The following is a 23,948-nucleotide window of genomic DNA, read 5'->3' as shown; positions in this document are numbered from 1 at the left end:
GCGCCGGTCAGCCCGGCAGGCGCACCGGCATCAGCAGATAGGTGTAATCGCTCTCGGGGGCAGCGAAGGTACCCGAAGCGTCGGGCGACGGTTCTTCCTCGAGTGCCGGCCGGAGAACGGCAGGGCGGCTCGCGGTGGTGAAGCCGAACGAGACCTTGTCGGTGTGCAGCGAGGTGAGTCCGTCGAGCAGGTAACCGGGATTGAACGCGATGACCAGCGGTTCGCCGTAGAACTCCGCGGGATGTGATTCCTCGGCGCGACCGGCATCGTCGCCGCCGGCTGACAGGAGCACGCCGCCGTCGGTGAACTCGAGTCGAACCTGTGCCCCACGCTCGGCGACGAGCGCGACACGCTTGATCGCTTCGACGAGCGGAGCGATCTCGACGGTGGCCATCGCAGTGTGCTCGTTGGGCAGCAACTGGCGGAACTTGGGGAATTCGGCGTCGAGCAGGCGGGTGGTGGTGCGACGACCGTCCGCGACGATGCCGAGAAGTCCTTCGGCACCGACGGACGAGCCGCTACCCAATGCGAGCTGCACAGGTGAATTCGACGAGCCGCCAACAGTTTTCGCGGCTTCGGAGAGGGTCTTGGCAGGTACGAGCACTGCGGCCGTCGTGGTGTCCGTGGTGGGCATCCACTCGAGTTTGCGCACTGCGAGACGGAACCGGTCGGTCGCGGCGAGCACTACGTCCGTGCCGTCGATCTCGACCCGGATGCCGGTGAGCATCGGGAGGGTGTCGTCCCGGCCTGCGGCAACCGCAACCTGGCTGATGGCCTCGGCGAACAGGTCGCCGGCCAGCGAGCCGGTCTGCTGAGGCAGTTCGGGAAGCTGGGGATAATCCTCGACGGGCATCGTCGGGAGAGAGAACTTCGCGCTGCCGCACGTGATGAGCACGCGGGTGCCGTCGAGCACCACGTCGACCGGCTTGTTGGGCAGCGAGCGGGTGATGTCGGCGAGCAGCTTGCCCGACACGAGCGCCTGGCCGGTGGTGATGACCTCGGCGGCCACGTGGACCTGCGCCGATACCTCGTAGTCGAATCCGGAGACGGTCAATCCCTGCTCTTCGGCTCCGAGCAACACCCCGCCCAGAACGGGCACAGGCGGACGGGACGGCAGGCTCCGGGCAACCCACGCGACAGAGTCGGCGAAGTCCTCGCGAGCAACACGAAACTTCATGCTTCCAAGCTCCATCGCCCGGTGGATCCCTTCGATCGTGGTCTCGACAAGTCGTACGAAGTCTGACACAAGGCCCCGACTCCGCAGGGCGGCGTCGGGGGATGCGGCTCCACGGTATGCCTTCCCCGGCTGGTTGGAAAGCCGGGGGCTCGGGGAACACAACCTGCTCGAGAGGCCTGTGGACCGGTTCCATCCACACAGCTGTTTTTAAATAGTTTTCTAGGAAGAACTCACAGAAGTAGTAATAGGTCCTGTGGAATCTGTGGACCGATCTACGTCTACGCTGGTGGGTGCGCTTCTCGAGGGCCCCCAACTCGAGGATGAACTCGAGGACTACTCGAGGATGAATGTGGATTCCTCGAGACTGTTCATCCTCTGTCCACCGTTCGTCCACAAAGATCCCACGTTGTGCACACCGTTGTCCACAGGTGTGAGTGTCCGGACTTTCTCGAGATGCGGGACGAAAACCACACAGGGAGCGCCTTGTGGGCACTCCCTGTGGATGACTTTCTGCGGTGTGAACTACCGCTTGGACCTCTGCTTGATCCGCGCGGTGAGTTCCTGAACCTGGTCGTACACCTTGCGGCGTTCGGTCATTTCCTTGCGAATCTTCTTGTCCGCGTACATGACTGTGGTGTGGTCACGTCCGAATGTCTGCCCGATCTTCGGCAGCGACAGATCTGTCAGTTCGCGGCACAGGTACATCGATATCTGCCTGGCCTGGGCGAGAGGACGCGCCTTGCCCGGCCCGCACAGGTCGTCGATGGACGTGCCGAAGTACTCCGCGGTCACCGCCATGATGGTCGCCGCGTTGATCTCAAGAGCAGTCGAATCGGGCATCAAATCGCGCAGCACAACCTCGGCCAGCGTCAGGTCGAGAGGCTGTCTGTTGAGCGACGCGAAGGCCGTGACACGGATCAGCGCACCCTCGAGTTCGCGGATGTTGCGTTCGATGCGGCTGGCGATCAGCTCGAGGACGTCGTGCGGGACGTTGAGCCCGTCCATCCGCGCCTTCTTGCTGAGGATGGCGATACGCGTCTCGAGTTCGGGCGGCTGCACATCGGTGATCAGGCCCCACTCGAACCGCGTGCGCAGGCGTTCCTCGAGCGTCGCCAGCTGCTTGGGCGGCCGGTCCGACGACACCACGATCTGCTTGTTCGCGTTGTGGAGCGTGTTGAAGGTGTGGAAGAACTCCTCCTGGATACCTTCCTTGCCCTCGATGAACTGGATGTCGTCCACCAGCAGGATGTCGGTCTCCCGGTATCGCCGCTTGAACGCGACCTTGCGGTCGTCGCGCAGGCTGTTGATGAAGTCGTTCGTGAACTCCTCGGTGGAGACGTACTTCACCCTCATCCCGGGGAACAGGCGCTGCGCGTAGTGACCCGCCGCGTGAAGTAGGTGGGTTTTACCCAGACCGGACGCACCCCAGATGAACAGCGGGTTGTACGCCCTGGCAGGGGCCTCGGCGATCGCGACGGCGGCGGCATGGGCGAAGCGGTTCGACGCACCGATCACGAAGGTGTCGAAGGTGTACTTGGCGTTGAGGCTGCTACTGCCCATCGAAGGGGCCTCGGGCGGCGGCGGCTGCGTGAAGTACGACGGCCACGATTCGCGAACCGCGGTCAGGGCTTCCCTGTCGTCGTCGACTTCCTCGTGGTCGTTGTCGCCGTCGAGCATGTCGTGGTCGCGGGGCGAGCTGTATCTCCGCCGCAGGTGCCCGATACCTTCACCCGGCGCCATACCGTCGCGGGACGACCGTCCGTCTCGAGGCGAACCACCGTCTCGAGATCCCGCCGGCTCGCGCCGTGCGTCCCGGGCGCGGCTCTCTCCACTGCGGGTATCCACCGAGGCCCTGTCCCCGGGCAGGCCTTCGAGGGGAAGTGTGTCGCGGGGTTCGGCGTACGGATCCTCTGCGGGGTCGTCGACCCGTTCACGTGGTTCGACGCGTACACCGAGGCCCTCGACGCGATGACCGAGGTAGCGGGTGAGCACTCGCAGGATCGGTTCGCGCAGATCGCGCTCGATCGACTGCTGTGCCAGCGTCGACGGTACGGAGAGGAGGGCGAAGCCCTGGGCCAACGTGATCGGTTTGACCAGTGCGAGCCATGCCTTCTGGCTCTTGGTCAGTACTCCGTCGTCCGCTGTCAGCTCGGCGACGACGTCCGCCCACACATCGGCAAGCGCGTTCGGCTCGTCGTTCACGTAGCTTCCTCCCACAGGGTCGACATGATTTCCACACGATTATCCACAGGTGTGGACAACCGAGTGGTATGACCCGGTGGATGTGTGCAGGAAAGGTGCAACCGTGTGCACAGACGAAGGGGACGATCGAGTTCTCGTGCCGGCTTCTCGTGCTCAGTGTGACACACGGGGAGCCATCCGACCGGTGTGCCTCGGCGCGCGGTCAGGGGCGGTAGTGCGTGACCGGCGGCCGCGCACATCGTCGGTGCTCGTGCGGCGGTGGCACGAGCGGGCTTGTGTGCTGCGGGTTCGCGGACGAAGCCATGCGAGAGATCGTAACCGAAGGTGATGTGGCACACACCCGTTGTGGGAGGGCAACTTCCGGGCAGTTTGTGCGGCGTGTCGGGTTGCGTGGGCACGGAGACGGCGGTTTGATTTCGCGTCCGTATCCGAGTAGCCTCGAACAGTCACTCATGCAGAAGTGATAGGTCCGTGCTGCACTCATTGCGCACGGGTCGTGCGAAATCCGTACAAGTTAGACCGATGGCGCCTGCCGGCGTCACATATATCTCGAGGAGTGTTGACCGTGGCTAAGGGCAAGCGGACGTTCCAGCCGAACAACCGACGCCGCGCGCGCGTCCACGGCTTCCGTCTCCGGATGCGGACCCGTGCGGGTCGCGCAATCGTGACGGCGCGTCGCCGTAAGGGCCGCGCTTCACTCACCGCCTGATCCCGTAACGGGAGCTCGGGGTGTTACCTGAGCCGTATCGACTGCGGCGCCGCACGGACTTTTCCGATACCGTCCGTCGCGGCCGCCGTCAGGGACGGCGAGACCTTGTGATTCACGCTCTCGAGCGGGATCGGTCCGAGTTCTTGGTGAGTGTCGACGGTCCCCGTTTCGGGCTCGTCGTGAATAAGGCTGTCGGGCCGGCGGTGATTCGACATCGAGTCGCGCGCCGGCTTCGTCATATCTGTGCTTCCCTCGTCGAGCGTGTGCCCGAGAACACCGACGTAGTGCTGCGGGCATTGCCCGGCGCGGCCACCGCGGATTCGCGTGAGCTCGACAAGCAGGTCCGTACGGGTTTGGCCCGACTCGGACTTCTCGACTCCCCGGACAGCGTGGCCGACCCTGTCGCCGCCCCGCCGGAACACGACCGCTCTACCGACCTCCGGAATCTCGCATGACCGACGCGAACTCGAGCTGGACCAGGATCCGGTCCGCGCCGGCGCGGGCACTGGTCTTCTGTATCGAGCTCTACCGCACGTACGTGTCGCCCACCCGCATGCCGACGTGCCGGTTCACTCCCACCTGTAGCGAATACGCGGTCGAAGCGTTACGCACGCGAGGGTTCGTGGTCGGAACTGCGCTCACGGTGGTGCGGTTGCTCAAGTGTGGTCCCTGGCATCCTGGAGGATGGGATCCGGTACCCGAGCGGAGACATCGGTCGTCCCATGTGGATACCTGACCGGAGCGAAGACCTGAGACCGACGCCTCTCCGTGGCGACATGGACGACCCGAGGAGTACATAGAGCCGTGCTCGACTTCATCTACTATCCCGTGTCCTGGATCCTCTGGGTCTGGCACAAAGCCTTCTCGTTCGTACTTGCGCCCGACAGCGGCTGGACGTGGGCGCTGTCGGTGGTGTTCCTCGTGTTCACCCTCCGCGCGATCCTGTACAAACCGTTCGTCAAGCAGGTCCGCACGACCCGGCAGATGCAAGAGCTTCAGCCGCAGATCAAGGCGCTGCAGAAGAAGTACTCGAACGACCGCCAGCGGCAGGCGCTCGAGATGCAGAAGCTTCAGAAGGAGCACGGCTTCAACCCGCTCATGGGCTGCCTGCCTGTTCTTCTGCAGGTGCCGGTGTTCATCGGCCTGTTCCACGTGCTGCGGTCGTTCAACCGGACCGGCACCGGTTTCGGTCAGCTCGGTCTGACACCGGAGCAGAACGCACAGGTCGGCAACTACGCGTTCAGCCCGGAAGACGTCGAATCCTTCCTGAGCGCGCGCCTGTTCGGTGCCCCCATCTCGTCGTGGATCACCCAGCCGATCGCATCGCTCGAGGCTTTCGCGCCGTTCGGTGACATTCCTTCGCGGTGGCAGATCGCGGCCGTCGCCGTTCCGCTCATGATCGTGGCCGGCATCGCCACGCACTTCAACGCGCGGGCTTCGGTCGCGCGCCAGAGCACGCAGGCTGCGGCGAATCCGCAGGCAGCGATCATGAACAAGTTGGCTCTGTATGTGTTCCCGCTCGGTGTTCTCGTCGGTGGTCCGTTCCTGCCGATCGCGATCATCCTGTACTGGGTGAGCAACAACGTCTGGACCTACGCACAGCAGCACCTGGTCTTCCGGAAGATCGATCAGGAAGAAGAAGAGAAGCGTGCCGCGGCGCTCGCACGCCGGAACGAGAATGCCCCGAAGCCGGGTGCCCGGCCCAACAAGGCGAAGAAGAAGAAGGGCGCTGTGGCTTCGGCAGACACTGCTCCCACGGACGGTACGAGCGCCGTGGAGGGGCCCGAGGTGTCGCTGACGAAGAAGGATGCAGACGAAACCCGCGCGGCCGGCGACTCCACGCCGACGTCCGGTCCCGGCTCTTCGGCGCCGAAACCGGGTAGCCGTCCCAAGAACTCCAAGCGCAAGCGGCGCTGACCGAAGTAGAAGAGAGCTGATCATGGCCAGTGACCTGGACAAGGCACAGGAGGACATCGAGGTGACCGGCGAGGCGCGCGAGCCTGCACTCGAAACCGACCCTGAACTCGACACCGACGTGGTCGACGACGAAGACCTGATCGAGGAAGGTGAAATCGCCGGCGACTACCTCGAGCAGTTGCTCGACGTGCTCGACTTCGACGGCGACATCGACCTCGATGTGGAGGGCGACCGGGCGGTCGTGAGCATCGACGGTGGCAAGGATCTGAGCAAGCTCGTCGGTAGCAACGGCGACGTGCTCGACGCACTCCAGGAGCTCACCAGGCTCGCCGTGCAGCAGGCCACCGGCGAACGCAGCAAGCTGATGCTCGACATCGCAGGCTGGCGCGCAGGTAAGCGTGCGGAACTGACCGAACTCGGTACCTCGGCCGCCAAGCGTGTCCTGGCCGGCGGTGGGCGTGAGGAACTCGCACCGATGACCCCCTTCGAGCGCAAGATCGTGCACGACGCGGTCGCGAAGGTCGACGGGGTTTCCAGCGAGAGCGAAGGCGCCGAACCGCATCGGCGCGTCGTGATCGTGCAGGACTGAGCCAGCCGCTTTCGGCTCGAAGAGGGACCCTGAACCGTCGGGGTCCCTCTTTTTCTTCGATGGAGGCTTCGACGGAACCGGCATCACCGGGGCACCGTCGCAGGAGAGGATGTTTCACGTGGAACAGGACGAGGCAGACCTGCTCGCGAATGCGCAGCGGATATTCGGCGACCGTTTCGAGATCGCCGAGCGCTACCACCGGTCGCTGTCGACGGACGGCGTCGAGCGCGGACTCATCGGCCCACGCGAGGTGTCCCGCCTCTGGGAGCGCCATATCTTGAACTGCGCAGTCCTGGGGGAACTCATTCAGGAGGACGAAGCAGTCGTCGATGTCGGCAGTGGTGCGGGGCTACCCGGGATTCCCTTGGCGATCGCTCGACCGGACCTGAAGATCACACTGGTGGAACCGCTCCTCCGTCGCACCGTGTATCTGGCGGAGTTCGTCGAAGCCAACAACCTCGACAACGTTCTCGTGGTCCGTGGCCGGGCGGAGCAACCCAGCGTGCTGCAAGAAGCAGGCGGCGCCGACGTGGTCACCTCGCGTGCCGTCGCGCCACTGGCGAAGCTCGCCAAGTGGTCGTTGCCGCTCATTCACGAAGGTGGCCGCATGCTGGCGCTGAAGGGGGCTTCGGCGCAGGAAGAGATCGACCGTGACCGCGACGAACTTGCGCGTCTCGGTGCCGGCAATCTCGAGGTGCTCGAGTGCGGTCACGATGTACTTCCGGTACCGACTCTCGTCGTGAAGGCGGAACGCATGGCTCGACTTTCGCGCCGGCGCAAAAACCGGTAACTGTTCCACGTGAAACGAACCCCTCCCCTCCCCCGCCGCGGGGTGGAGAGGGGTTCGCTGCATTCCGGGGTTTGCAAATTCCCGGCGACCGATTTCGCGCTTCCGGAACACGCACGACGTGTCTCGAGCTCGAGTCGTCTCTCTCGAGTACGAACCACTGCGAATGGGGAGTTTTTGCGGTCGATTCGGCGGGTACCACCGACCCGGCTGCATTTCGTCACTGTGACGATGGAGTTCGGGCCAGCAAGTGGCGAGCACTGATAGGGAAAGACTCACTCCTCCAATACTTTCCGATTCTCGTTGGGTGAGTTCCGCTGGGCTGCAAGGTATTAGAATTTTGCTTTCAGCTGCTTCCCGGCTCGCCGCCGCGCTCCGTGGAATCCGGAATGTTTCACGTGGAACCACCCGGGAAGCCCGGGAGTCGACGTCGCTGTTTCACGTGAAACAAAGACGGCATGTTTCACGTGGAACGTCCTGCCGTGCGATCGAGTGAGGGACACATAGAATGCGGATGGAATACTGAACCGACCGAGGAAGTGGACGTGAAACGACGCGTCGAAGCTACGGCCATTTCTCCGGATCATGTCTCACCCCTCGTTGTTGCGAGCACGCCGTGCGCCGCGGCCCGGGAGCGAAGAGGATGTAGCGTGCGGACCGTGCGGATCAAACGTTTAAGGAGCGTTCTATGACGGGTGGATCTGAATCCGCTGTTTCACGTGAAACCGAGGCAATGAACGACGAGTTCTCACCCGTTCCCTTCGATGGGTTCGCCGGTATCGATACTCCCATCGGCGCCGCGGCCCACCGTGCGAGTCAGGTGCTTCACCCGGGCGAGGCCATCGCGCTTCCGAAGCCCCACGAACGCCGCGTCTTGACCATCGCCAATCAGAAGGGCGGGGTGGGCAAAACCACGACCGCCGTCAACCTCGCCGCGGCGCTTGCAGTCCAAGGACTGACGGTGCTCGTCGTCGACCTCGACCCCCAGGGCAATGCGAGCACGGCGCTCGGAGTTCCCCATCATTCCGGCGTCCCGTCGAGTTACGAGATTCTCCTCGGCGAGGTGGCCGCCGCCGACGCCGTTCAGCAGAGTCCCCACAGTGAGCGACTCTTCTGCATCCCGGCGACGATCGATCTGGCCGGCGCGGAGATCGAACTCGTCTCCATGGTCGCCCGCGAGAACCGTCTCCGGAACGCTCTCACGAAGGAGGCGCTGGGATCGCGGGACTACGACTACGTCATCATCGACTGCCCGCCTTCGCTGGGACTGCTGACGGTGAACGCACTCGTGGCAGCCAAGGAAGTGCTCATCCCCATCCAGTGCGAGTACTACGCACTCGAAGGCGTCGGCCAGTTGCTCCGGAATATCGAACTCGTGCAGTCGCATCTCAATCGCGAACTCCACGTCTCCACGGTGCTGCTCACGATGTACGACGGGCGCACGAAACTGGCAGATCAGGTCGCTTCCGAGGTGCGGGCCCACTTCGGCTCGGCGGTGCTGCGGTCGGTCATCCCGCGCAGCGTGAAGGTTTCCGAAGCTCCCGGATACGGGATGACGGTGCTCGATTACGATCCGGGATCGCGCGGTGCGATGAGTTATCTCGACGCCGGGCGCGAGTTGGCGGCACGCGGGATACAGAAGAAGCAGGGGAACGAATGAGCGCAACACGCAAGGGCGGGCTCGGACGCGGATTGGCAGCACTGATCCCGACCGGCCCTCCGGTGGATGTGCCCGCACCGGACACCACCGGATCCGCCCCGACTACGACCGCTCCTCCTGCGGCGCCCACTCCCGCGCCGGCCACGAAACCGGCAACCGGACGTCGTCCCGGGACGTCGCCGGGAATGACACTGTCGCCGTCCGGGCTCGGAACCGCCGCAGCAGACCTCATCATCGGTGACAGCCAAACCGCATCGGCGGACACCAAGAACGACGACGCGGAACCTGCCGAGGCGGAGCGCGAACCCCTCCCCTCCCCCGCCGGTGCGGTGTACCTCGAGATTCCGATCGACCGGATCGACCGGAATCCCAAGCAGCCCCGCCAGGTGTTCGACGAAGAGGCGCTGACCGAACTCGTCCATTCGATCCGCGAGTTCGGCCTCATGCAGCCGATCGTCGTGCGGCGAGCCGAAGGTGATCGCTTCCAGCTGATCATGGGTGAGCGCCGGTGGCGCGCATCCCAGGAGGCCGGCCTCGACACCATCGCCGCCATCGTCCGCGACACGGACGACCACGCGCTGCTCCGCGACGCTCTGCTCGAAAACATCCACCGGGTGCAGCTCAATCCTCTGGAAGAAGCCGCGGCCTATCAGCAGTTGCTCGAGGAGTTCGAGGTCACCCACGAGGAACTGGCTACCCGTCTCGGCCGTTCCCGTCCGGTCATCACCAACATGATCCGGTTGCTGAAGTTGCCGATCCCGGTCCAGCGCCGCGTCGCTGCCGGTGTGCTCAGTGCCGGCCACGCGCGCGCCCTGCTCGCCCTCGAAGCCGGTGCCGATGCACAGGAAGCCCTCGCGATGCGCATCGTCGCGGAGGGGATGTCGGTACGAGCGACCGAAGAAGCGGTCATGCTCGCGAACCGAAGTGGCGCCCCCGACGCAACTCCCCCGGCGCGCCGTAAGCCCATCCAGATGCCCGGCCTGCAGGACGTCGCCGAGCGACTGTCCAACTCGTTCGATACCCGCGTCACCGTGAGCCTGGGCAAGCGCAAAGGCAAGATTGTGGTGGAGTTCGGGTCCGTGGACGATCTCGAACGTATCGTGACGATGATGCAGCAGACCCAGGGCGAGATCGACCGAGACGCGAATCCGACCCGCCCGTCTTGACTCGGGGCCGGGGCGGGACAACAGTCTGCTAGAGAAAGACGTGGAGGCGAAAGTATCCCGTGTCGACGCGAGTCACGCCGCTGTCCTTGAGTGCGATCGAGTTGTTGCCGGCGCACCCACGCCGGTGCGTGTTCTGGGAAATGGATCCGGCACCCGCCGGTGACGGCCGCAACTTCTGTGATCCCGAGTTCGAGAAGGAAGCGTGGCTCTCGATGGTCATGCTCGAGTGGGGGTCGTGCGCGCAGGTAGCCACCTTCGAGGGCTCCGAGGACAAAGTGGCAGGGGTGGCGTTCTACGCGCCGCCCAACATGGTTCCCCGGGCGCGCCTCTTCCCGACCTCACCGGTCAGTGCCGACGCCATTCTGCTCACCACCATGCGGATCGAGCCGCACGCGTCCGATCTGGACGTGGGTGCCGATCTCATCCGCGCAGTTGTGACCGATCTTGTCCGCCGCAACGTTCGAGCCCTCGAGGCATTCGGGGTTCGTCCGCAGGAGGACGACAGGCCGTCGGCAGGAGACGTGCCCAGCACCACCTCGGCGAGGGAATGCTCCCCCGCCGAATGCATGATCGGTGCCGACTTCCTCGAGGACATGGGCTTCGAGGTGGTGGCACCCCATCCGCGCTTCCCCCGGTTGCGACTCGAACTCGATCGCGACCACGGGTGGAAGGAAGAGGTGGAAGCGGCGCTCGAGCGCCTGATCGAAGCGGCCTCGCTGACCGTGGAGGATGTCACCGGTCGTACCGCGGTGGCGGTGCCGTGACGCACTCGCCTGCCGGCCCTGCGCGGCCCTGACGGCCGGGCAGGGACTCAGCGGGTCTCGGTGATGGACAGTTCCTCGGCGAGCAGTTCCGCGAACGTGTAGGTGCCGGTCGGCTGATCGTCCTGCCCGAGCAGGTACAGCCGTTTCACGGCGACGAGAATTGCTTCCGCGATCACGTCGCGGGTTCGCGGGTCGGCGAGCAGTGCTGCGTCGTGCTCGTTGGTGAGGTAGCCGAGATCGATCTGCACGGTGGGCATGTTCGTCAGGCGGAGCAGATCCCACGTGCGTCCGTGACTACGGCAGTCCTGCAGCGACGTGCGAGCCACGATTTCGCGCTGGATGAACCCCGTCAGCACCTGCCCGATCATGGACTCCGAGCCGTGGGAGTTGCCGTAGTGGAAGCTTGCGATGCCGCTCGCATGCGGGTTCGAACTCGAGTCGCAGCGCAGCGAGATCATGAGATCGGCACCGAACGCGTTGGACGTGCCGGCACGCTCGACGTCGCTCGGATTCGCGTGGTACGGGCGCGAGAGGAAAGTCTCCATACCGGTGGCGGCCATCCGGCCCTCGAGCCGGCGCGCGAGATCCCACAGGATGTCGGCTTCGGAGATCGGCCCGTGCACGCTGGGCACGATGATGCCGTGGTCGGTGCTGCCGAGACCCGGATCGATGACGATCCGCTTCCCGCTCAGCTGGGGGCCCGACCGCCGGACGATTTCTTCTTCGCTGATCGCATGCGGCGATCCGCCCGACACCCGGGTGCCGAGCAACTCGAGTGCCCGCAGGGTTTCGGGACCGCAGATCCCGTCCGCGGCGAGACCGATCTCGCGCTGGAACGAACTGAGTCCCTCATGGGTCTTCTGTCCGAAGTAGCCGTCGACCCGGGAGACGTAGAACCCGAGATCCTGCAGCCGAGTCTGCAGCGCCGCCACATCGTCGCCGTACAACGGCGCCGACAGCTGGTACATCAAGGTGCGTGCGCCGAGCCGGTACGACGCCTCCTTGAGAGAGCGGTACGTCGCGGGACCGACGATCCCGTCGACGAGGAGACCGCGTTGCTGCTGGAAGGCGCGAACCGCGCCGTCGAGTTCGCGGTCGAACACGACGTCGGAGCCCATCCAGGCGTCGGAGGACTCTGGACGAGCGTTCAGGAAACCCAGGCCGGCCAGAGTGCTCCGAATCTCGGCGACTGCCGGGCCGTGGTCGCCGTGACGAAGAGGGCGCATGCGTTGGGCCTTTCCGTGCTGACCGGATTGCGCCCGGCTCGGGGCAGGGCAGCATCGAGAAGAATTATCTCAGATGCGCCGGGAGCCTGGGCCCCGGGCGCATCCGAGATTCGATCCTCGGGACCGTACTACAGGACGTCCGCGAGGTCCCGCAGCAACGCCGCCTTGCCCTTTGCACCCACGATGGTCTTCACGGGCTTGCCGCCGGAGAACAGGATCATGGTGGGGATGGACATCACCTGGTAGTCGCGGGCCGCCGATGGATTGGCGTCGATGTCGAGCTTGGCAATGGTCAGCTTGTCGCCGTGCTCGCCCGCGATCTCCTCGAGAACCGGAGCGACCATCTTGCAGGGACCGCACCACGTGGCCCAGAAATCGACGAGCACGGGCTTGTCGGCCTGCAGTACATCCTCGACGAACGAGGAATCGGTGATGGTGACGGTGTTGGTGTCCTTGGCGGCCACAATATCTCCTGTGTCGAGCGGGAATCGATGAGTGGGTGGGGTGCTGTCAGACCTGGGCGGGCACGACAGAGGGCGGAACCTCGTGGCGGGCGACGAGCCAGCGCTCGGCGTCGATCGCCGCGGAACAACCGCTGCCGGCCGCGGTGATGGCCTGGCGGTAGGTGTGGTCGACGAGGTCTCCGGCGGCGAACACACCCGGCAGCGACGTCGCGGTGGTGCGGCCGTTGACCTTCACGTAGCCCTCGTCGTCCAACTCGACCTGTCCGGTGACGAGTGCGCTGCGCGGGTCGTGGCCGACGGCGACGAAGAGTCCGGTGGCCTGCAGTTCGCTGCGCTCGCCGGTGACGGTGTCCTCGACGGTCAGCGAGGTGACGCTGTTCTCACCGTTCACTTCGACGACCCTGGTGTTGGTGAGGAAACGAATCTTCTCGTTCGCCTCGGCGCGCTCGAGCATGATCTTCGATGCGCGGAACTCTTCGCGGCGGTGGACGATCGTGACGCTGCGCGCGAAGCGGGTCAGGAAGGTGGCCTCCTCCATCGCGGAGTCACCGCCACCGACCACGACGATGTCTTGGTCCCGGAAGAAGAAACCGTCACAGGTCGCGCACGCGGACACACCGCGGCCGAGGAGTCGCTCCTCCCCCGGCACGCCGAGGTACCGGGGTTCGGCGCCCATCGCGAGGACGACGGCATGGCTGCTGTAGGTTTCGCCGTTCGCCACGACGGTCTTGACCGGACCGGTGAGGTCTACTTCCTCAACGTCCTCGGTGCGGATGTCCGCGCCGAAGCGGAGTGCCTGCTCACGCATCTGGTCCATCAGTTCGGGGCCCATGATGCCGTCCTTGAAGCCCGGGAAGTTCTCGACCTCGGTGGTGGTCATCAGTTCGCCGCCGAACTGTGTTCCCTCGAACACGACGGGCTTCAGTTCCGCGCGGGCCGCATAGATCGCGGCCGTGTATCCGGCGGGTCCCGAACCGATGATGATGAGATCGTGAATGGTGGGCGGGGTCGTCATGCGGCGAAGGCCTTCCGGGTAGGCGGGCGGGACTGTCGTAGCCACCGCGGGCCGGGAAACCGGCTCGGCAGCATACACAGATGTCAACACCAGGGTAAACGGTGTTGTTCCCCCCGCGCCGTGCGTCACGCCACAGCGCGTGACGCCCCCTCCTCCGGACCGTCAGACGGCTCCGGGGACCTCTCGCAGTGTTTCCCGGATCACGCATTTGGTTCCGGTGTAGATCGTGGGCATGCACTTGTTGCAGTGGATGCACAGTCCTTCGTCGGCGGTGTGATCGCGGAACTTGTCGACGAGATACGGGTCGCGGAGCAGAGCCCGTCCCATGGCCACGAACTCGAATCCTTCGTGCAGAGCGTTGTCGATGGTGTCGAGCCGGTTGATGCCGCCGAGCAGGATCAACGGCAGCGACAGTTCGGAACGGAACTGCCGGGCCATCGGAAGGAAGAACGCTTCCTCGAACGGCAGTTTCGGGAAGATCTTGGGTCCGTACACTTTCAGGCCCCACCCGACGACCTTCGGCTGTGACTGCACGAACTCCTTCATCGGGACGTCGCCGCGGAAGAAGTACATCCCGTTGAGCAGCGAACTGCCGCCCGTCAGCTGCATGGCGTCGATCGTGCCGTCGGATTCGATCAGCTTCGCCATGGGCAGGGACTCGTCGAGCCACAGGCCCTTCGGCACACCGTCGGTCATGTTGAACTTGGCGATCACCGCGACCGAGTCCCCCACTGCTTCCCGGATCGCTGCGAGCACGCGGCGCGGGAAAGCTGTGCGGTTGGCGATACTTCCGCCGTAGTGGTCGGTGCGCTTGTTGAGGTTCGGGCTCATGAAGGAACTGAGCAGATAGTTGTGGCCAAGATGCACCTCGAGCGCGTCGAATCCCGATTCCACGGCGTAGCGCGCAGCCGAGACGTAGTCCGCGACGATCGCGTCGAGGTGCTCGAGTGTCGCGCCGCGGACGAGGCCCATGGCGGGTGCGCTGATCCGCGTCGAGGGTGCGGTGGTGCTCATCCCGTTCGACAACTGGTTGGCCACGAGGCCGGCGTGCCCGATCTGAGCGGACGCGAGCGCGCCCTCGCGGTGCACAGCGTCCGTGAGCCGTGTGAGGCCGGGAACGGCGTCGCGGTCGAGTACGAGGGTGTCGCGGTGGACGCGGCCGGCGGGCGAGACGGAGCAGTACGCCACGGTCGTCAGGGCGGTGCCGCCACGGGCTACCTCGGCGTGGAATTCGACGAGTTCGTCGGAGACCGCACCCCGGGGCATGACGCCCTCGAAGGTCGCCGCCTTGATGATGCGGTTGCGGAGAGTGAGCGGCCCGAGGCGGGCCGGCTCGAAGACGGTGGATCGCGGCGCAGTCATGACCCTACTTTCGATGCCAGTGGTATCGTAATCATCCCGACTATAACCCCGATCACACTCCAGGCTCCGTCTGGTCCCACTCACACGAGATGCCGATGTCAGCTCCTCCCACTGCGAACCCCGGACGCCCACGAGACCCCCGAATCGACAGCGAAGTTCTCGCGGTCACCCGCGCGATGCTCGTCCGGGACGGATGGGACGGTCTCAGCATGCGTGCGATCGCCGCACGCGCGGGTGTCGGACGCGCCGCACTGACTCGACGGTGGCCCAGCAAGGCACACCTGGTCCTCGACGCTCTGCTCGGCTCGGCGCCCGACCTGTCCCCGTACGACGGGATCGACCGCAAAGGGTGGATCGAATGGGTGGTCGCCGGCAGCAACGAACTCTTCTCGCGACCGGAGGTCCGTGCGGCACTCCCCGGTCTACTCGCGGCGCTGCGGGATCACGAAGATCTGCGAAACGCGCTGTGGCGCACTTTCAGTGGACCCAGTACCGCGCTGTTCACCGAGAACGGCGACGGAGACGCAGAACTCGATGCGCGCGCGGCGCTCGTGATGGCCGCCGGTACTGCGCTGTTCACCGGATTGATCGCGGCCGAGGACGACACTCCGGCATTGCGCGCGAGGATCCTTCATCTGTTGCTCACCATCGCCGACTGAACGGTGGTGCTGGTGGTCAACCGATGGTGTGAATCGCGAGGGTAGCGGGATCGGCTGCGCCACATTCCGTTCCGACCATCACCGCCGTCAGCTGCGGGGGGTTGGGTCCGCCGAGAAGCAACAGGACGGCGTCGCGCTCGCGGAATTCCGTTTGACGCGAACCGAGTACCGGGTATGAAGAATCGAAACCGTTGGCGCCCAAACACTCCCGGAGCCTCACCTCGTCCGACAGAGGACCGAGCGAGGTCTTGCCGACCATCGAGCGCAACGCGGCCGGATCGAACACGGCATCGCTCTCCGGAGCGGCGTAGGCGTCGCTGCCGGCGTCGTCTCCCCCGGGTGCCGAATGGATCAGGACGATCGCGAACACAGCGGCGAACACCGCTGCCGCGGCGATACCGGCTCCGGAAATCCAGGTCCGGGCGGGTCGTCGTCGCGCAGTCGCGAGCGCGGTGTCGATCCGCGCGGCGACCTCCGGAGGGATCGACTCCGTCGGTTCGCGCTCTCGCAGCCCACCCAGTCGCGTCCGGATCGCGTCGAGATGTCCCACGACTGCGGCAGCCTCCGGGTCGGCGCGTACCAGCGGCCAGAGTCGTTCGGCCACGTCGTCGTCCAGGACGCCGGCGTGCAGATCGGCGAGCAGGTCGTGCGAGTACGGCGGACGGGGTAACTCGTCCTCGTTCATGCGCGTTCTCCTCGACGGATCGGGTGTCCTCACCAGAGTAAGACGATTCGGACTCGTGTTCGGTTCCCTCACTCCCGAAGGTCGCCGAGCATCACCGCCAGTTTGCGGCGCGCCCGCGCACACCTGCTCTTGATCGTCCCCTCCGGCACACCCAGCCGCTCGGCCGCTTCCCGCACCGAGTATCCCTCCACGTCCACCGCCACGATCGCGGCCCGCTGGTCCGGGGGAAGTGTGAACAGTGCCGTCTTCACATCCAGTGCCAACTCAGTGTCGTGAATGGAATCCCGTACCGCCCGGGGATTCTCGGAGTCGTCGGCGAAGAGCGGTACCGTCGGGCGAACCTTGTTGCGGCGGATGCGATCCAGGCACGCGTTCACGACGATGGTGTGCATCCAGCTGCGCACCGCAGCGTCCTGGCGAAAGTTCGCGGCCATCCGGTGCGCCGACAGCAGCGCCTCCTGCAGCGAATCTGCCGCGTCCTCGGGTGAGTAACTGGTGCGTCGCGCCACCTGCCACAAGTGGTCGTAATGGCGCGACAACAATGTCGCGAAAGCCTCCCGATCGCCGGCCGCGTGCGCCGCCAGCAGAGCGGCGTCCGACACGGACGTACCCGAGACCTCTGGTGACAGAGAGTCGTCGGGCACGGCGATTTTTGCGATCCCCCCGAAAATTCGCACGCGCGGATGGTAGCCGATCGCACGACCGTTGCCCCGGCTTACGCTCGGGGCGACGGGTTACTCGGAGCCGGTGAACTCGACCTCGGAGATCGAACTCTTGTTGCTCCCACCGTCGGAGCTGAGGCCGGTGATCCACAGCAACACATGCGAGGTGCGTCCGTCGGTGTCGAGCGGGATCTCGGTCTCGCCGGATCCCAGTGTCGCCGAACCGATCACCTGCGTCTGGTCCAGGGTGGTCGAATCCGATGGCGCGCTGCGGATCTCGAGCACCGTGCCGGGCGAGTTCGAAGTGATCTTCGCCGACTCGAGCGTCGCGGCGTCATCGAGAGTCACCAGCAGACCGACCCCGCTCTTCAGGGACGGGAAGGGATCGAAATAGGCGTCGGTGCTCCAGGAGGTGGCGGGATCGCCGTCGATCGCCAAGGAGGCCGACGCAGGCGAGTCCGGGGTGCCCTGCGGGGAGAACACCGACACGGTGGACGCCGGGATCGGTCCACCCGCCGCTGCGGGTGCCGCCTCTTCCGACAGCGCGGACTCGGGTGCCGCGGGCGCTTCGGCAGTCGGCGTGAGACCGAATTCCTGGCTGGTCAACGGAGCGTCGCTCGTGTCGCCGGCGAGAAGATTGGTGATCCACCAGCCGATGAGCGAGAGCAGCACGACCGTCGTGATGCCCAGGCCGATCAGCGCGACGAGCATGCGCTGGGAGTGCTTCTTCTTCTGTTCCAGCGCTTCCGGATCGGCAAGTGCGTGGGTTTCGGCCATGCTCGTGCGCTGGCCGATGCGCAGCGCCGGGATCAAGTCGGTCTTCTGATCCACCACCGACGCCTGGTCGAGGATGTGCTGCACGGTGGCCGCGGTGCGGATGCCACCGTCGGTGCTCAGGGCGCGCACGGCGACAGCGGAGATTTCGAAGGGAATGTCGGGGCGGAGAACCTTGGGCTCGACGGGCTTGCCGTCGGCGCCGCGATCGGCCTCCGGCATACCGCCGATGGTCGCGCCGCTGTGGTGCGGTGCCGGGGGACGACCGGGTGCGGTCGGCTCGTCGAGGGGCCAGCGCCCGGTGATGAGTCCGTACAGGCTCGCTCCGAGACCGTGCACGTCGGAGACCGCGTCGGCGTCCGAGAAGGTCGCGGGGAACGCCAGGACCGCGTCGCCGGAGACACTGATCCGGATCCGGTCGGGATGGTCGATCGACAGCGCGCTGCCCGCTCGGTGCGAGGCTTCGGCGGCGGCTGCGAGGGCACGGACGGCACGAGCGGCACCCAGCGGCGACGGTTCGGTCGTGGACATCTCGCGCAGCGAACGGCCCGGCGTCCACTCGGCGACGACGATGCCGCCCGAACTTCCGCGGACCACGTCGAGGACACGTGCCAGACCGGGCGAGTTGATCCGGCCGAGTCGCAGCGTGCGGGAGAGGATGGCCTGCGGGGAATCGGGCCCGGTGCCGTCGGCTGCACTCTGCTCGGCGTCGACGAACGTCAGTGCGACCTCACGGTCGAGCTTGACGTCGAGTGCCTGCCAGAACCGCAGTCCGCGCGCACCGCCGTGCGGGGACAGAAGGCGGTAGCGGCCACCGGCCACGGACGCGCCTGCGATGAGTTCGGGTCCGCGCATCGTCCGGCGAGGGGCCGAACCGGGGACTCGGACGGGCGGGAGTTGCGGCGATCCGATCGGGATGACTCCGGTGTCGTGGTGGGTGTCGCGGGTCGGCCGCGGCGGTGTGGGCCGCTGCTCGCTGCCGGCCGGCGTCGATCCCGTCTGCTGTGACGAGTCGATGGTGGACCTTCCGGCAGCGTGGTCGTCGTCGCTCACCCTCACTCCTTCGTTGTCGACTCGTCCACTTCCGGTGCGGAGACGAGGATCGCCGGTGGGGGCCGCGAAGTAGCGCGGACCACGGCGCCCGTGTCGAATCTGCTGTTGACCAGGGTACGGGAGTTGTTGCTGCGCCTCGACGGGACGGGGCACGTCTCTGATCGCCGGCATGACTTCGGTGATCGCGTCGTACGGCCCGACCCCGTAATCGCCGTAGTCGATCCGCGGCAGGACGACGGTCTTTTCGAGATCCGACTCGGGGTACGCGTCGTAGGCGAAGCGCCGGCGGACGGGAGCCACCGGGCGACCGTCCTGCGACGTTCCGGTGGAATCGCTGTCTTCGAGTTCGGCTTCGTCCGCGCCGCCACCGCGCACGGCGGCGATCTTGCGCCGCACTGCGGCCTCGATCGCCATGATTTCGGGCACCTTGAACAGGTACATGCCCACGAGTGCGACGAGCAGCATCAGCACACCGCTGATCGCGACGCGCACCATCGAGCCGAGCCCGCCGAAGCGTTCGGCGAGGGCGTCGAGTTGCAGCAGTCTGTCGGCGACGAGGACGACGACGGCCGCTCCCGCCGACGCGAGCACCACGTGCCAGATCGTGCGGCCCACGTTGGCCATCCGCAGGTCGCCGAGGGTGCGGTGCAGCAGGAAGCCGCCGATGAACGCGCCGCAGGTGAAGGCGATGCCGGTTGCGACGCCGAGCAGGACGACGACTTGCTGGTCGTTGGTCGCGACCACCGGTGCGAGCGCCGACAGACCGATCTTGACGGCGGTGATGCCGAGGATGATCCATGTCGGCGTCCACGCCTGCTCGCGCGCGTAGAACACGCGCAGGTGGATGAGCACCAGGGAATACGGGATCAGGGTGAAGGCGGACCAGCTCACGGCCTGGCCGAGGAGCGAGGCGTTGCCGGCGCCGAAGTTGCCGTACCCGTAGAGGGCGGTGCCGACGTGCGTGCCCGCGATGGTGAGGAACGTGACGATGGGAATCAGCGCGATCATCGTCATGCGCGTCGCCACCGACAGGTCGTCGACGACCGCTGGGGTGTCGCCCTCGGCGGCGTTGCGGCTCAGTCGCGGCATGATCGCGGTGAGCACGGTGACGCCGAGTACGCCGTACGGCAATTGCAGCAGCAGCCAGGCGTTGTTGTAGATCGCGGGGCCCGCGGCGTCGGCACCCGACGAGATGTTGGTCGCGAAGATCATGCCGATCTGGCTGATCAGCACGTACAGCACGATCGCCGCGGCCATCCCGCCGAACTGGTGCAGGCGGTCGTCGAGGCCCCACAGCGGCTTCAGGTTGATGCCCTCACGGCGCAGCGCGGGAATGAGGCACATCGCCTGGGTGATCACGCCGAGAAGCACACCGAGTCCGAGGACCAGCAGCTTCGGGTCGCTCATGCGCACCGGGTCGAGGGTGATCTCTCCGGGCATCAAGTAGTAGACGACCAGCACCAGCAGCACGACTACGTTGTTCGCGACCGGGGCCCAAGCTCCCGGCTTGAACACCTGCCGCGTGTTCAGGATGCCGGTGAACAGGCCGGACAGTCCGTAGAACACGATCGCCGGCAACAGCAGGTACGACAGGGCGGTCGTCAGCGACGTCGACACCTTGCCGGAGTCGTCGAGGAAGACATGGGTGGTGAGCAGCGGCGCAGCGGCCACGGCGAGGATGGTGGCACCGCCGAGCAGCACCACCGCCGCGGTGAACAGACGCCGGACGAATGCTTCGCCCCCGTCCGGGTCCTCGCGTTCGGCTCGCACGAGCACCGGCACCACGATCGAGGTGAGGACGGCGCCGAGGACGAGCTCGGAGATCATGTTCGGGATCTGGTGGGCGACCGTGAACGAGGACGCGACGCTCGCACCGAGCAGGGTGAGGATCAGAAGCTGCTTGAGGAACCCGGTGATGCGGCTGACCAGGGTGGCGACGGCGATCGAACCGGTGGCGGCGAGCAGACTCGGAGCCTTCCGGCCCTTGGAACCTGCACCGGTGACGTCCGGTGAAGTCGTCGGTGACTTCACGTCGTCGCGGGTCGCGTTCCCCGTCATTCTCGTTCGTACCCTTCGTCGGCTGGATCCGGCTCCCCGCAGAACCGGTGCAGAAGCCGCCTGCCCGCCAGGAACAGCAGGAGCGCTCCCGCACAGCCCGTCACGATGGCGAGAATCCGGCCATACGCATTGGAACGTACCGTCACGTTCGTCGGACTGCCGAGAGACAGGCCGGAGTCCGTGGTGAGCGAGAACTCGAGCTCGAGCTTCCGCGAGTCGCTGATCTGAGCGGGCACCGTCAGGGTGCGGCTACCGCGCGGAGGAAGCTGGGTCGGCCCGATGTCGGTGATCTCCATCGCCGCGGGCGCGTCCACGTTCAATCGCACGGTGATGCCCACGGGCAGATCGTTGCGCGCCACCAACAGTAGGGGACTCTGTTCGGAAGTCAGGGTGTACACACCGCCCGGTGAGAGCACCGTCACCCCTGCGAACATTCCGTCCACGGCCTCCTCGACCTCCACAGCGCGGAGATTCGCAGCGTCGGCCGCGCCCTCGGGGTCTTCACCGCGACGACCCGCCGAGGACATCGCGCGCAACAGGTCCTCCCGCAGCGGCGCGAGGAACTCCTGCGGGGTCAGCTGAGCCTGGGGATCCTCGATCATCGCCGCCTGCAGTGCGTCGAGTCGCGGTGGCTGCTCGGCCGCGATCGTGAGCACCTCTTCCGACACCCCGTCGGTGACCGCCTGCTCCGGGTAGGTGAGCAGGGACGCGTTCGGGTCGTCGGCGGTAGCGGCGGCCGCCGCAACGAAATCGGCGAAGGGACGCGTGGTCGCGGTGCCGGACCGGACCAGGGACGAGATCATCGACAGCGTGGCGGAGGCTTCGTCCGGGGACGGCGACCAGACCTGCGGCGGAGCGAACAACACCGACCGGCCGGCGGGCGGCAGCGGCAGCCCGGTCGCGTCGTTCACGGACGGAACGAGCGCAGGCCACGCCAGCGCGCCGAGCGCGTCCTGGAACCGGGCGGTCGCGGAGTCGTCACCGAGGTCGTAGCGCGCGGACTTGGTCACGAAGGAGGGGGTTGTCGGCTCGTCGCCCATGCCCGCGAGGGCTGCTGCGGCGGCCGCATCGAACAGACCTGCGGTCAGTCCGTCGACTCCGGACACCCGGACGCTGTTGCGCGGGGGCAGGCCGCTCATACCGGCTCGCCCGTCCTCCACCGCTGTATCGGCGAGCAGCGCCGTGACCGGGCCGTTCGCGGCAGCGAGGAGTCCGGCGCTTTCGGTGAGAACTCCCGAATCGGGCCAGACGACACCGGGGAGAGACGTGGTTCGCAGGATCGTGTCGACGATGGTGCCGGGGGATTCCAATGCGGGGGTGGTGAGCGACGGGTCGTCCAGTTCGGCGAGGGCGGTGAGGTCCACCTGGGCGAACGGCACAGGAATCGTGCACATCGTCGCTGCCAGGGTCCGGATCCGCCCGAGCCACGCGATCGCCGCGTCGGTACCCGTTCCCGGATGCGCCTCCCCCATCGGATCGGCAGGGTCGTCCACGACGAGATACTCCCGGGTCATGTTCGTCACGGTGACCAGCAGGTCGGGGTCGACGGCCAGGCACATTCCCTCCGTGACGCGGGGATCCGTCTCCAGCGCCCGCTCCGCAGCCCGCAGCAACCCGTCGAGTCGCCCTCCCTCGGCGAGGGACGTGGCGAGGACGTCGTCGACGAGGCGGACGGGTTCGTTCACGGAGCCGGGAACACCCGATGCGAGTCGGGGCGTGTCCGCGAGCGGCCACAGCATCGACACGGCGACGGGACTGGAGACCTCCGGAGGGACGGCCGGAAAGGTGCCGGTCTCGCTCCGGGGCACCGTGTCGGTGGCGCCGCTCGCCTCAGCGGAGGCAGAGGTCCGGGGACTCTCGGTGTCCTGACCGGCAGGTATGCCGAGCACCGGCAGCAGGAAGCGCGCGTCGTCCAGCCTGGCCTGACCACCGTACTCGGGTGAGCCGTTCACGTTGACGAGCAACGGATAGACGCCGGGTGTGTCGATGCCGAGCGACGGCTCGAGGTCGGAACGGAGAGGCAGTTCGATGGTGAAATCGACCCGGTCCCCCTGGCTCAACCGGTCCGTGACCTGCTCGAACTCACCGACGGTGTCGAAGCCCGACTGGTCGAGGGAGAGCGAGGTGCGCAGCGCTGCGGCGTCCGAGATGACGGGTGCGCGCTGGAGCCGCACCCAGACGTCCTCGACGTCGCGGTCGCCGACATTGGTGACGGTGCCCTTCACCGTGACCACTGACTCGCTGGTCAGCGACACCACCGACGGGGTGATCTCGGCGATGTCGAGATCGAGGAACTCGGGGCTTTCTTCGGTCGGCTGTGCCGACACGGGCGCGGGAACAGCCACACCGATCGTCGTGAGAACGAGCGCGAGTACGGCCAGAGCCGCGGCACCCGCCCGGGAGAACACCACCGTCATCCGAGATGGGCCCCCGGTTCGTCGGTGCGGGAACGCACCTCGGGATGCATCTCCGCAATGAGCTGGTCTGCGACGTCGGCGAGCTTACGTTCGTCCGCGTAGGCGAGTCGTGACCTCAGTTCGCGGAGCGGCACCCATGCGACTTCGGTGACTTCGACGTCCGCGTCCGACAGTTCGCCGCCGAGGTAACGCAGAAGATAGTGATGCACCGTTTTGTGGACCCGGCGACCTTCGGTGACGAACCAGTAGTCGATGCTGCCCAGCTCCGCGAGCACCGTGCTCCGCACCCCGGTCTCTTCGTGCACCTCGCGCATCGCCGTCATCTCGGCGGTTTCGCCCTGCTCGATGTGGCCCTTCGGCAGCGACCACAGCAGGCGGCCGCGACGATCGGTGCGTCCGATCAGTGCGGCGCACAACTTGTCGGGTGGGCCACCGAGGCCGTCGACGACGAGTCCGCCCGCAGAGGTTTCGCGGACGGTACGCAAGCGGGGACCGGGCGCACCCGGGACGCCCGGCGCGCCGCCCTGAGCAGCCTTTTTCGCGTGCGTGCCACGACGCCGCGAGCTGCGGCGGTTGCGATTGGCACGTTCGGCGGGCGACAC

The 23,948-nt window shown here is 66.3% G+C and carries 21 protein-coding genes; 10 read left to right on the top strand and 11 right to left on the bottom strand.

Features of this window, described 5'->3' with window-relative positions:
• Positions 1 to 7: 7 nt before the first annotated feature.
• Together dnaN and dnaA are read right to left on the bottom strand one after the other, a co-directional pair.
• The gene (dnaN, locus tag AC0B44_RS16135) at positions 8 to 1,192 is read right to left on the bottom strand and encodes a DNA polymerase III subunit beta (protein WP_169652309.1); all 1,185 of its coding nucleotides are present in this window, start codon (positions 1,190 to 1,192) and stop codon (positions 8 to 10) included.
• Positions 1,193 to 1,699: 507 nt separating this feature from the next.
• Positions 1,700 to 3,379, bottom strand: coding sequence for a chromosomal replication initiator protein DnaA (dnaA, locus tag AC0B44_RS16130; RefSeq protein ID WP_471903848.1), 1,680 nt, complete (start codon positions 3,377 to 3,379; stop codon positions 1,700 to 1,702).
• Between the two features lie 565 nt (positions 3,380 to 3,944).
• On the opposite strand from dnaA, the gene rpmH reads away from it, so the two are divergent.
• From rpmH to AC0B44_RS16085, 9 genes are all read left to right on the top strand, one after another.
• The gene (rpmH, locus tag AC0B44_RS16125; protein WP_040744549.1) at positions 3,945 to 4,088 is read left to right on the top strand and encodes a 50S ribosomal protein L34; all 144 of its coding nucleotides are present in this window, start codon (positions 3,945 to 3,947) and stop codon (positions 4,086 to 4,088) included.
• Between the two features lie 20 nt (positions 4,089 to 4,108).
• Positions 4,109 to 4,543: a ribonuclease P protein component gene (gene rnpA, locus AC0B44_RS16120; protein WP_471903847.1), complete on the top strand. Its 435-nt coding sequence runs from the start codon at positions 4,109 to 4,111 to the stop codon at positions 4,541 to 4,543.
• Complete coding sequence (yidD, locus tag AC0B44_RS16115; protein WP_471903846.1) at positions 4,540 to 4,824, top strand: membrane protein insertion efficiency factor YidD; 285 nt, start codon at positions 4,540 to 4,542, stop codon at positions 4,822 to 4,824. The genes rnpA and yidD overlap by 4 nt, the downstream gene beginning before the upstream one ends.
• Before the next feature lie 68 nt (positions 4,825 to 4,892).
• Entirely contained in the window at positions 4,893 to 6,005 is a 1,113-nt protein-coding gene (gene yidC / locus AC0B44_RS16110) for a membrane protein insertase YidC (protein ID WP_471903845.1), read from the top strand.
• A gap of 22 nt (positions 6,006 to 6,027) precedes the next feature.
• Positions 6,028 to 6,594, top strand: coding sequence for a Jag family protein (locus tag AC0B44_RS16105; protein ID WP_471903844.1), 567 nt, complete (start codon positions 6,028 to 6,030; stop codon positions 6,592 to 6,594).
• Between the two features lie 109 nt (positions 6,595 to 6,703).
• Positions 6,704 to 7,384, top strand: coding sequence for a 16S rRNA (guanine(527)-N(7))-methyltransferase RsmG (gene rsmG, locus AC0B44_RS16100; RefSeq protein ID WP_471903843.1), 681 nt, complete (start codon positions 6,704 to 6,706; stop codon positions 7,382 to 7,384).
• 685 nt (positions 7,385 to 8,069) lie between these two features.
• Positions 8,070 to 9,041, top strand: a complete 972-nt coding sequence (locus AC0B44_RS16095; protein ID WP_471903842.1) for a ParA family protein — start codon at positions 8,070 to 8,072, stop codon at positions 9,039 to 9,041.
• Positions 9,038 to 10,207, top strand: coding sequence for a ParB/RepB/Spo0J family partition protein (locus tag AC0B44_RS16090; protein ID WP_471903841.1), 1,170 nt, complete (start codon positions 9,038 to 9,040; stop codon positions 10,205 to 10,207). The genes AC0B44_RS16095 and AC0B44_RS16090 overlap by 4 nt, the downstream gene beginning before the upstream one ends.
• A 59-nt stretch (positions 10,208 to 10,266) precedes the next feature.
• Positions 10,267 to 10,971 carry a GNAT family N-acetyltransferase gene (locus AC0B44_RS16085; RefSeq protein WP_471903840.1) on the top strand — a complete coding sequence of 235 codons (705 nt, stop codon included), beginning with the start codon at positions 10,267 to 10,269 and terminating at the stop codon, positions 10,969 to 10,971.
• A gap of 47 nt (positions 10,972 to 11,018) precedes the next feature.
• On the opposite strand, the gene AC0B44_RS16080 is transcribed toward AC0B44_RS16085, so the two are convergent.
• The 4 genes from AC0B44_RS16080 to AC0B44_RS16065 form a co-directional block, all read right to left on the bottom strand.
• Positions 11,019 to 12,197, bottom strand: a complete 1,179-nt coding sequence (locus tag AC0B44_RS16080) for an N-acetylmuramoyl-L-alanine amidase (RefSeq protein ID WP_471903839.1) — start codon at positions 12,195 to 12,197, stop codon at positions 11,019 to 11,021.
• Positions 12,198 to 12,325: 128 nt separating this feature from the next.
• Positions 12,326 to 12,661, bottom strand: a complete 336-nt coding sequence (trxA, locus tag AC0B44_RS16075; protein WP_471903838.1) for a thioredoxin — start codon at positions 12,659 to 12,661, stop codon at positions 12,326 to 12,328.
• Between the two features lie 46 nt (positions 12,662 to 12,707).
• Positions 12,708 to 13,676, bottom strand: coding sequence for a thioredoxin-disulfide reductase (gene trxB, locus AC0B44_RS16070; RefSeq protein ID WP_471903837.1), 969 nt, complete (start codon positions 13,674 to 13,676; stop codon positions 12,708 to 12,710).
• Positions 13,677 to 13,838: 162 nt separating this feature from the next.
• Entirely contained in the window at positions 13,839 to 15,038 is a 1,200-nt protein-coding gene (locus tag AC0B44_RS16065) for an NADH:flavin oxidoreductase (RefSeq protein ID WP_471903836.1), read from the bottom strand.
• Between the two features lie 95 nt (positions 15,039 to 15,133).
• On the opposite strand from AC0B44_RS16065, the gene AC0B44_RS16060 reads away from it, so the two are divergent.
• Entirely contained in the window at positions 15,134 to 15,697 is a 564-nt protein-coding gene (locus AC0B44_RS16060) for a TetR family transcriptional regulator (RefSeq protein WP_471903835.1), read from the top strand.
• Between the two features lie 16 nt (positions 15,698 to 15,713).
• On the opposite strand, the gene AC0B44_RS16055 is transcribed toward AC0B44_RS16060, so the two are convergent.
• The 5 genes from AC0B44_RS16055 to AC0B44_RS16035 form a co-directional block, all read right to left on the bottom strand.
• Entirely contained in the window at positions 15,714 to 16,382 is a 669-nt protein-coding gene (locus tag AC0B44_RS16055; protein ID WP_471903834.1) for a hypothetical protein, read from the bottom strand.
• 68 nt (positions 16,383 to 16,450) lie between these two features.
• A complete protein-coding gene (gene sigM / locus AC0B44_RS16050) occupies positions 16,451 to 17,011 on the bottom strand; it encodes an RNA polymerase sigma factor SigM (protein WP_471903881.1) in 561 nt (186 codons plus the stop codon).
• 105 nt (positions 17,012 to 17,116) lie between these two features.
• Positions 17,117 to 20,929 (bottom strand): murein biosynthesis integral membrane protein MurJ, encoded by a 3,813-nt coding sequence (murJ, locus tag AC0B44_RS16045; protein WP_471903833.1) that lies wholly within the window; start codon positions 20,927 to 20,929, stop codon positions 17,117 to 17,119.
• Entirely contained in the window at positions 20,926 to 23,346 is a 2,421-nt protein-coding gene (locus AC0B44_RS16040; protein ID WP_471903832.1) for a DUF6049 family protein, read from the bottom strand. Before AC0B44_RS16040 ends, murJ begins: the two co-directional genes overlap by 4 nt.
• Positions 23,343 to 23,948 carry an NUDIX hydrolase gene (locus AC0B44_RS16035; RefSeq protein ID WP_471903831.1) on the bottom strand — a complete coding sequence of 202 codons (606 nt, stop codon included), beginning with the start codon at positions 23,946 to 23,948 and terminating at the stop codon, positions 23,343 to 23,345. The genes AC0B44_RS16040 and AC0B44_RS16035 overlap by 4 nt, the downstream gene beginning before the upstream one ends.

The sequence above is a fragment of the Rhodococcus sp. NPDC019050 genome, assembly GCF_055664235.1.
The sequence above is the reverse complement of the archived record's forward strand: the minus strand, read 5'-3'. Positions and strand labels throughout refer to the sequence as shown.

What these genes read in the sequence shown, in the direction of transcription:
- dnaN (WP_169652309.1), bottom strand. Translation starts at nt 1,192, where the DNA reads ATGGAGCTTGGAAGCATGAAGTTTCGTGTTGCTCGCGAGGACTTCGCC.
- yidD (WP_471903846.1), top strand. Translation starts at nt 4,540, where the DNA reads ATGACCGACGCGAACTCGAGCTGGACCAGGATCCGGTCCGCGCCGGCG.
- AC0B44_RS16105 (WP_471903844.1), top strand. Translation starts at nt 6,028, where the DNA reads ATGGCCAGTGACCTGGACAAGGCACAGGAGGACATCGAGGTGACCGGC.
- rsmG (WP_471903843.1), top strand. Translation starts at nt 6,704, where the DNA reads ATGTTTCACGTGGAACAGGACGAGGCAGACCTGCTCGCGAATGCGCAG.
- AC0B44_RS16095 (WP_471903842.1), top strand. Translation starts at nt 8,070, where the DNA reads ATGACGGGTGGATCTGAATCCGCTGTTTCACGTGAAACCGAGGCAATG.
- AC0B44_RS16090 (WP_471903841.1), top strand. Translation starts at nt 9,038, where the DNA reads ATGAGCGCAACACGCAAGGGCGGGCTCGGACGCGGATTGGCAGCACTG.
- AC0B44_RS16080 (WP_471903839.1), bottom strand. Translation starts at nt 12,197, where the DNA reads ATGCGCCCTCTTCGTCACGGCGACCACGGCCCGGCAGTCGCCGAGATT.
- trxB (WP_471903837.1), bottom strand. Translation starts at nt 13,676, where the DNA reads ATGACGACCCCGCCCACCATTCACGATCTCATCATCATCGGTTCGGGA.
- AC0B44_RS16065 (WP_471903836.1), bottom strand. Translation starts at nt 15,038, where the DNA reads ATGACTGCGCCGCGATCCACCGTCTTCGAGCCGGCCCGCCTCGGGCCG.
- AC0B44_RS16060 (WP_471903835.1), top strand. Translation starts at nt 15,134, where the DNA reads ATGTCAGCTCCTCCCACTGCGAACCCCGGACGCCCACGAGACCCCCGA.
- AC0B44_RS16055 (WP_471903834.1), bottom strand. Translation starts at nt 16,382, where the DNA reads ATGAACGAGGACGAGTTACCCCGTCCGCCGTACTCGCACGACCTGCTC.
- murJ (WP_471903833.1), bottom strand. Translation starts at nt 20,929, where the DNA reads ATGACGGGGAACGCGACCCGCGACGACGTGAAGTCACCGACGACTTCA.
- AC0B44_RS16040 (WP_471903832.1), bottom strand. Translation starts at nt 23,346, where the DNA reads ATGACGGTGGTGTTCTCCCGGGCGGGTGCCGCGGCTCTGGCCGTACTC.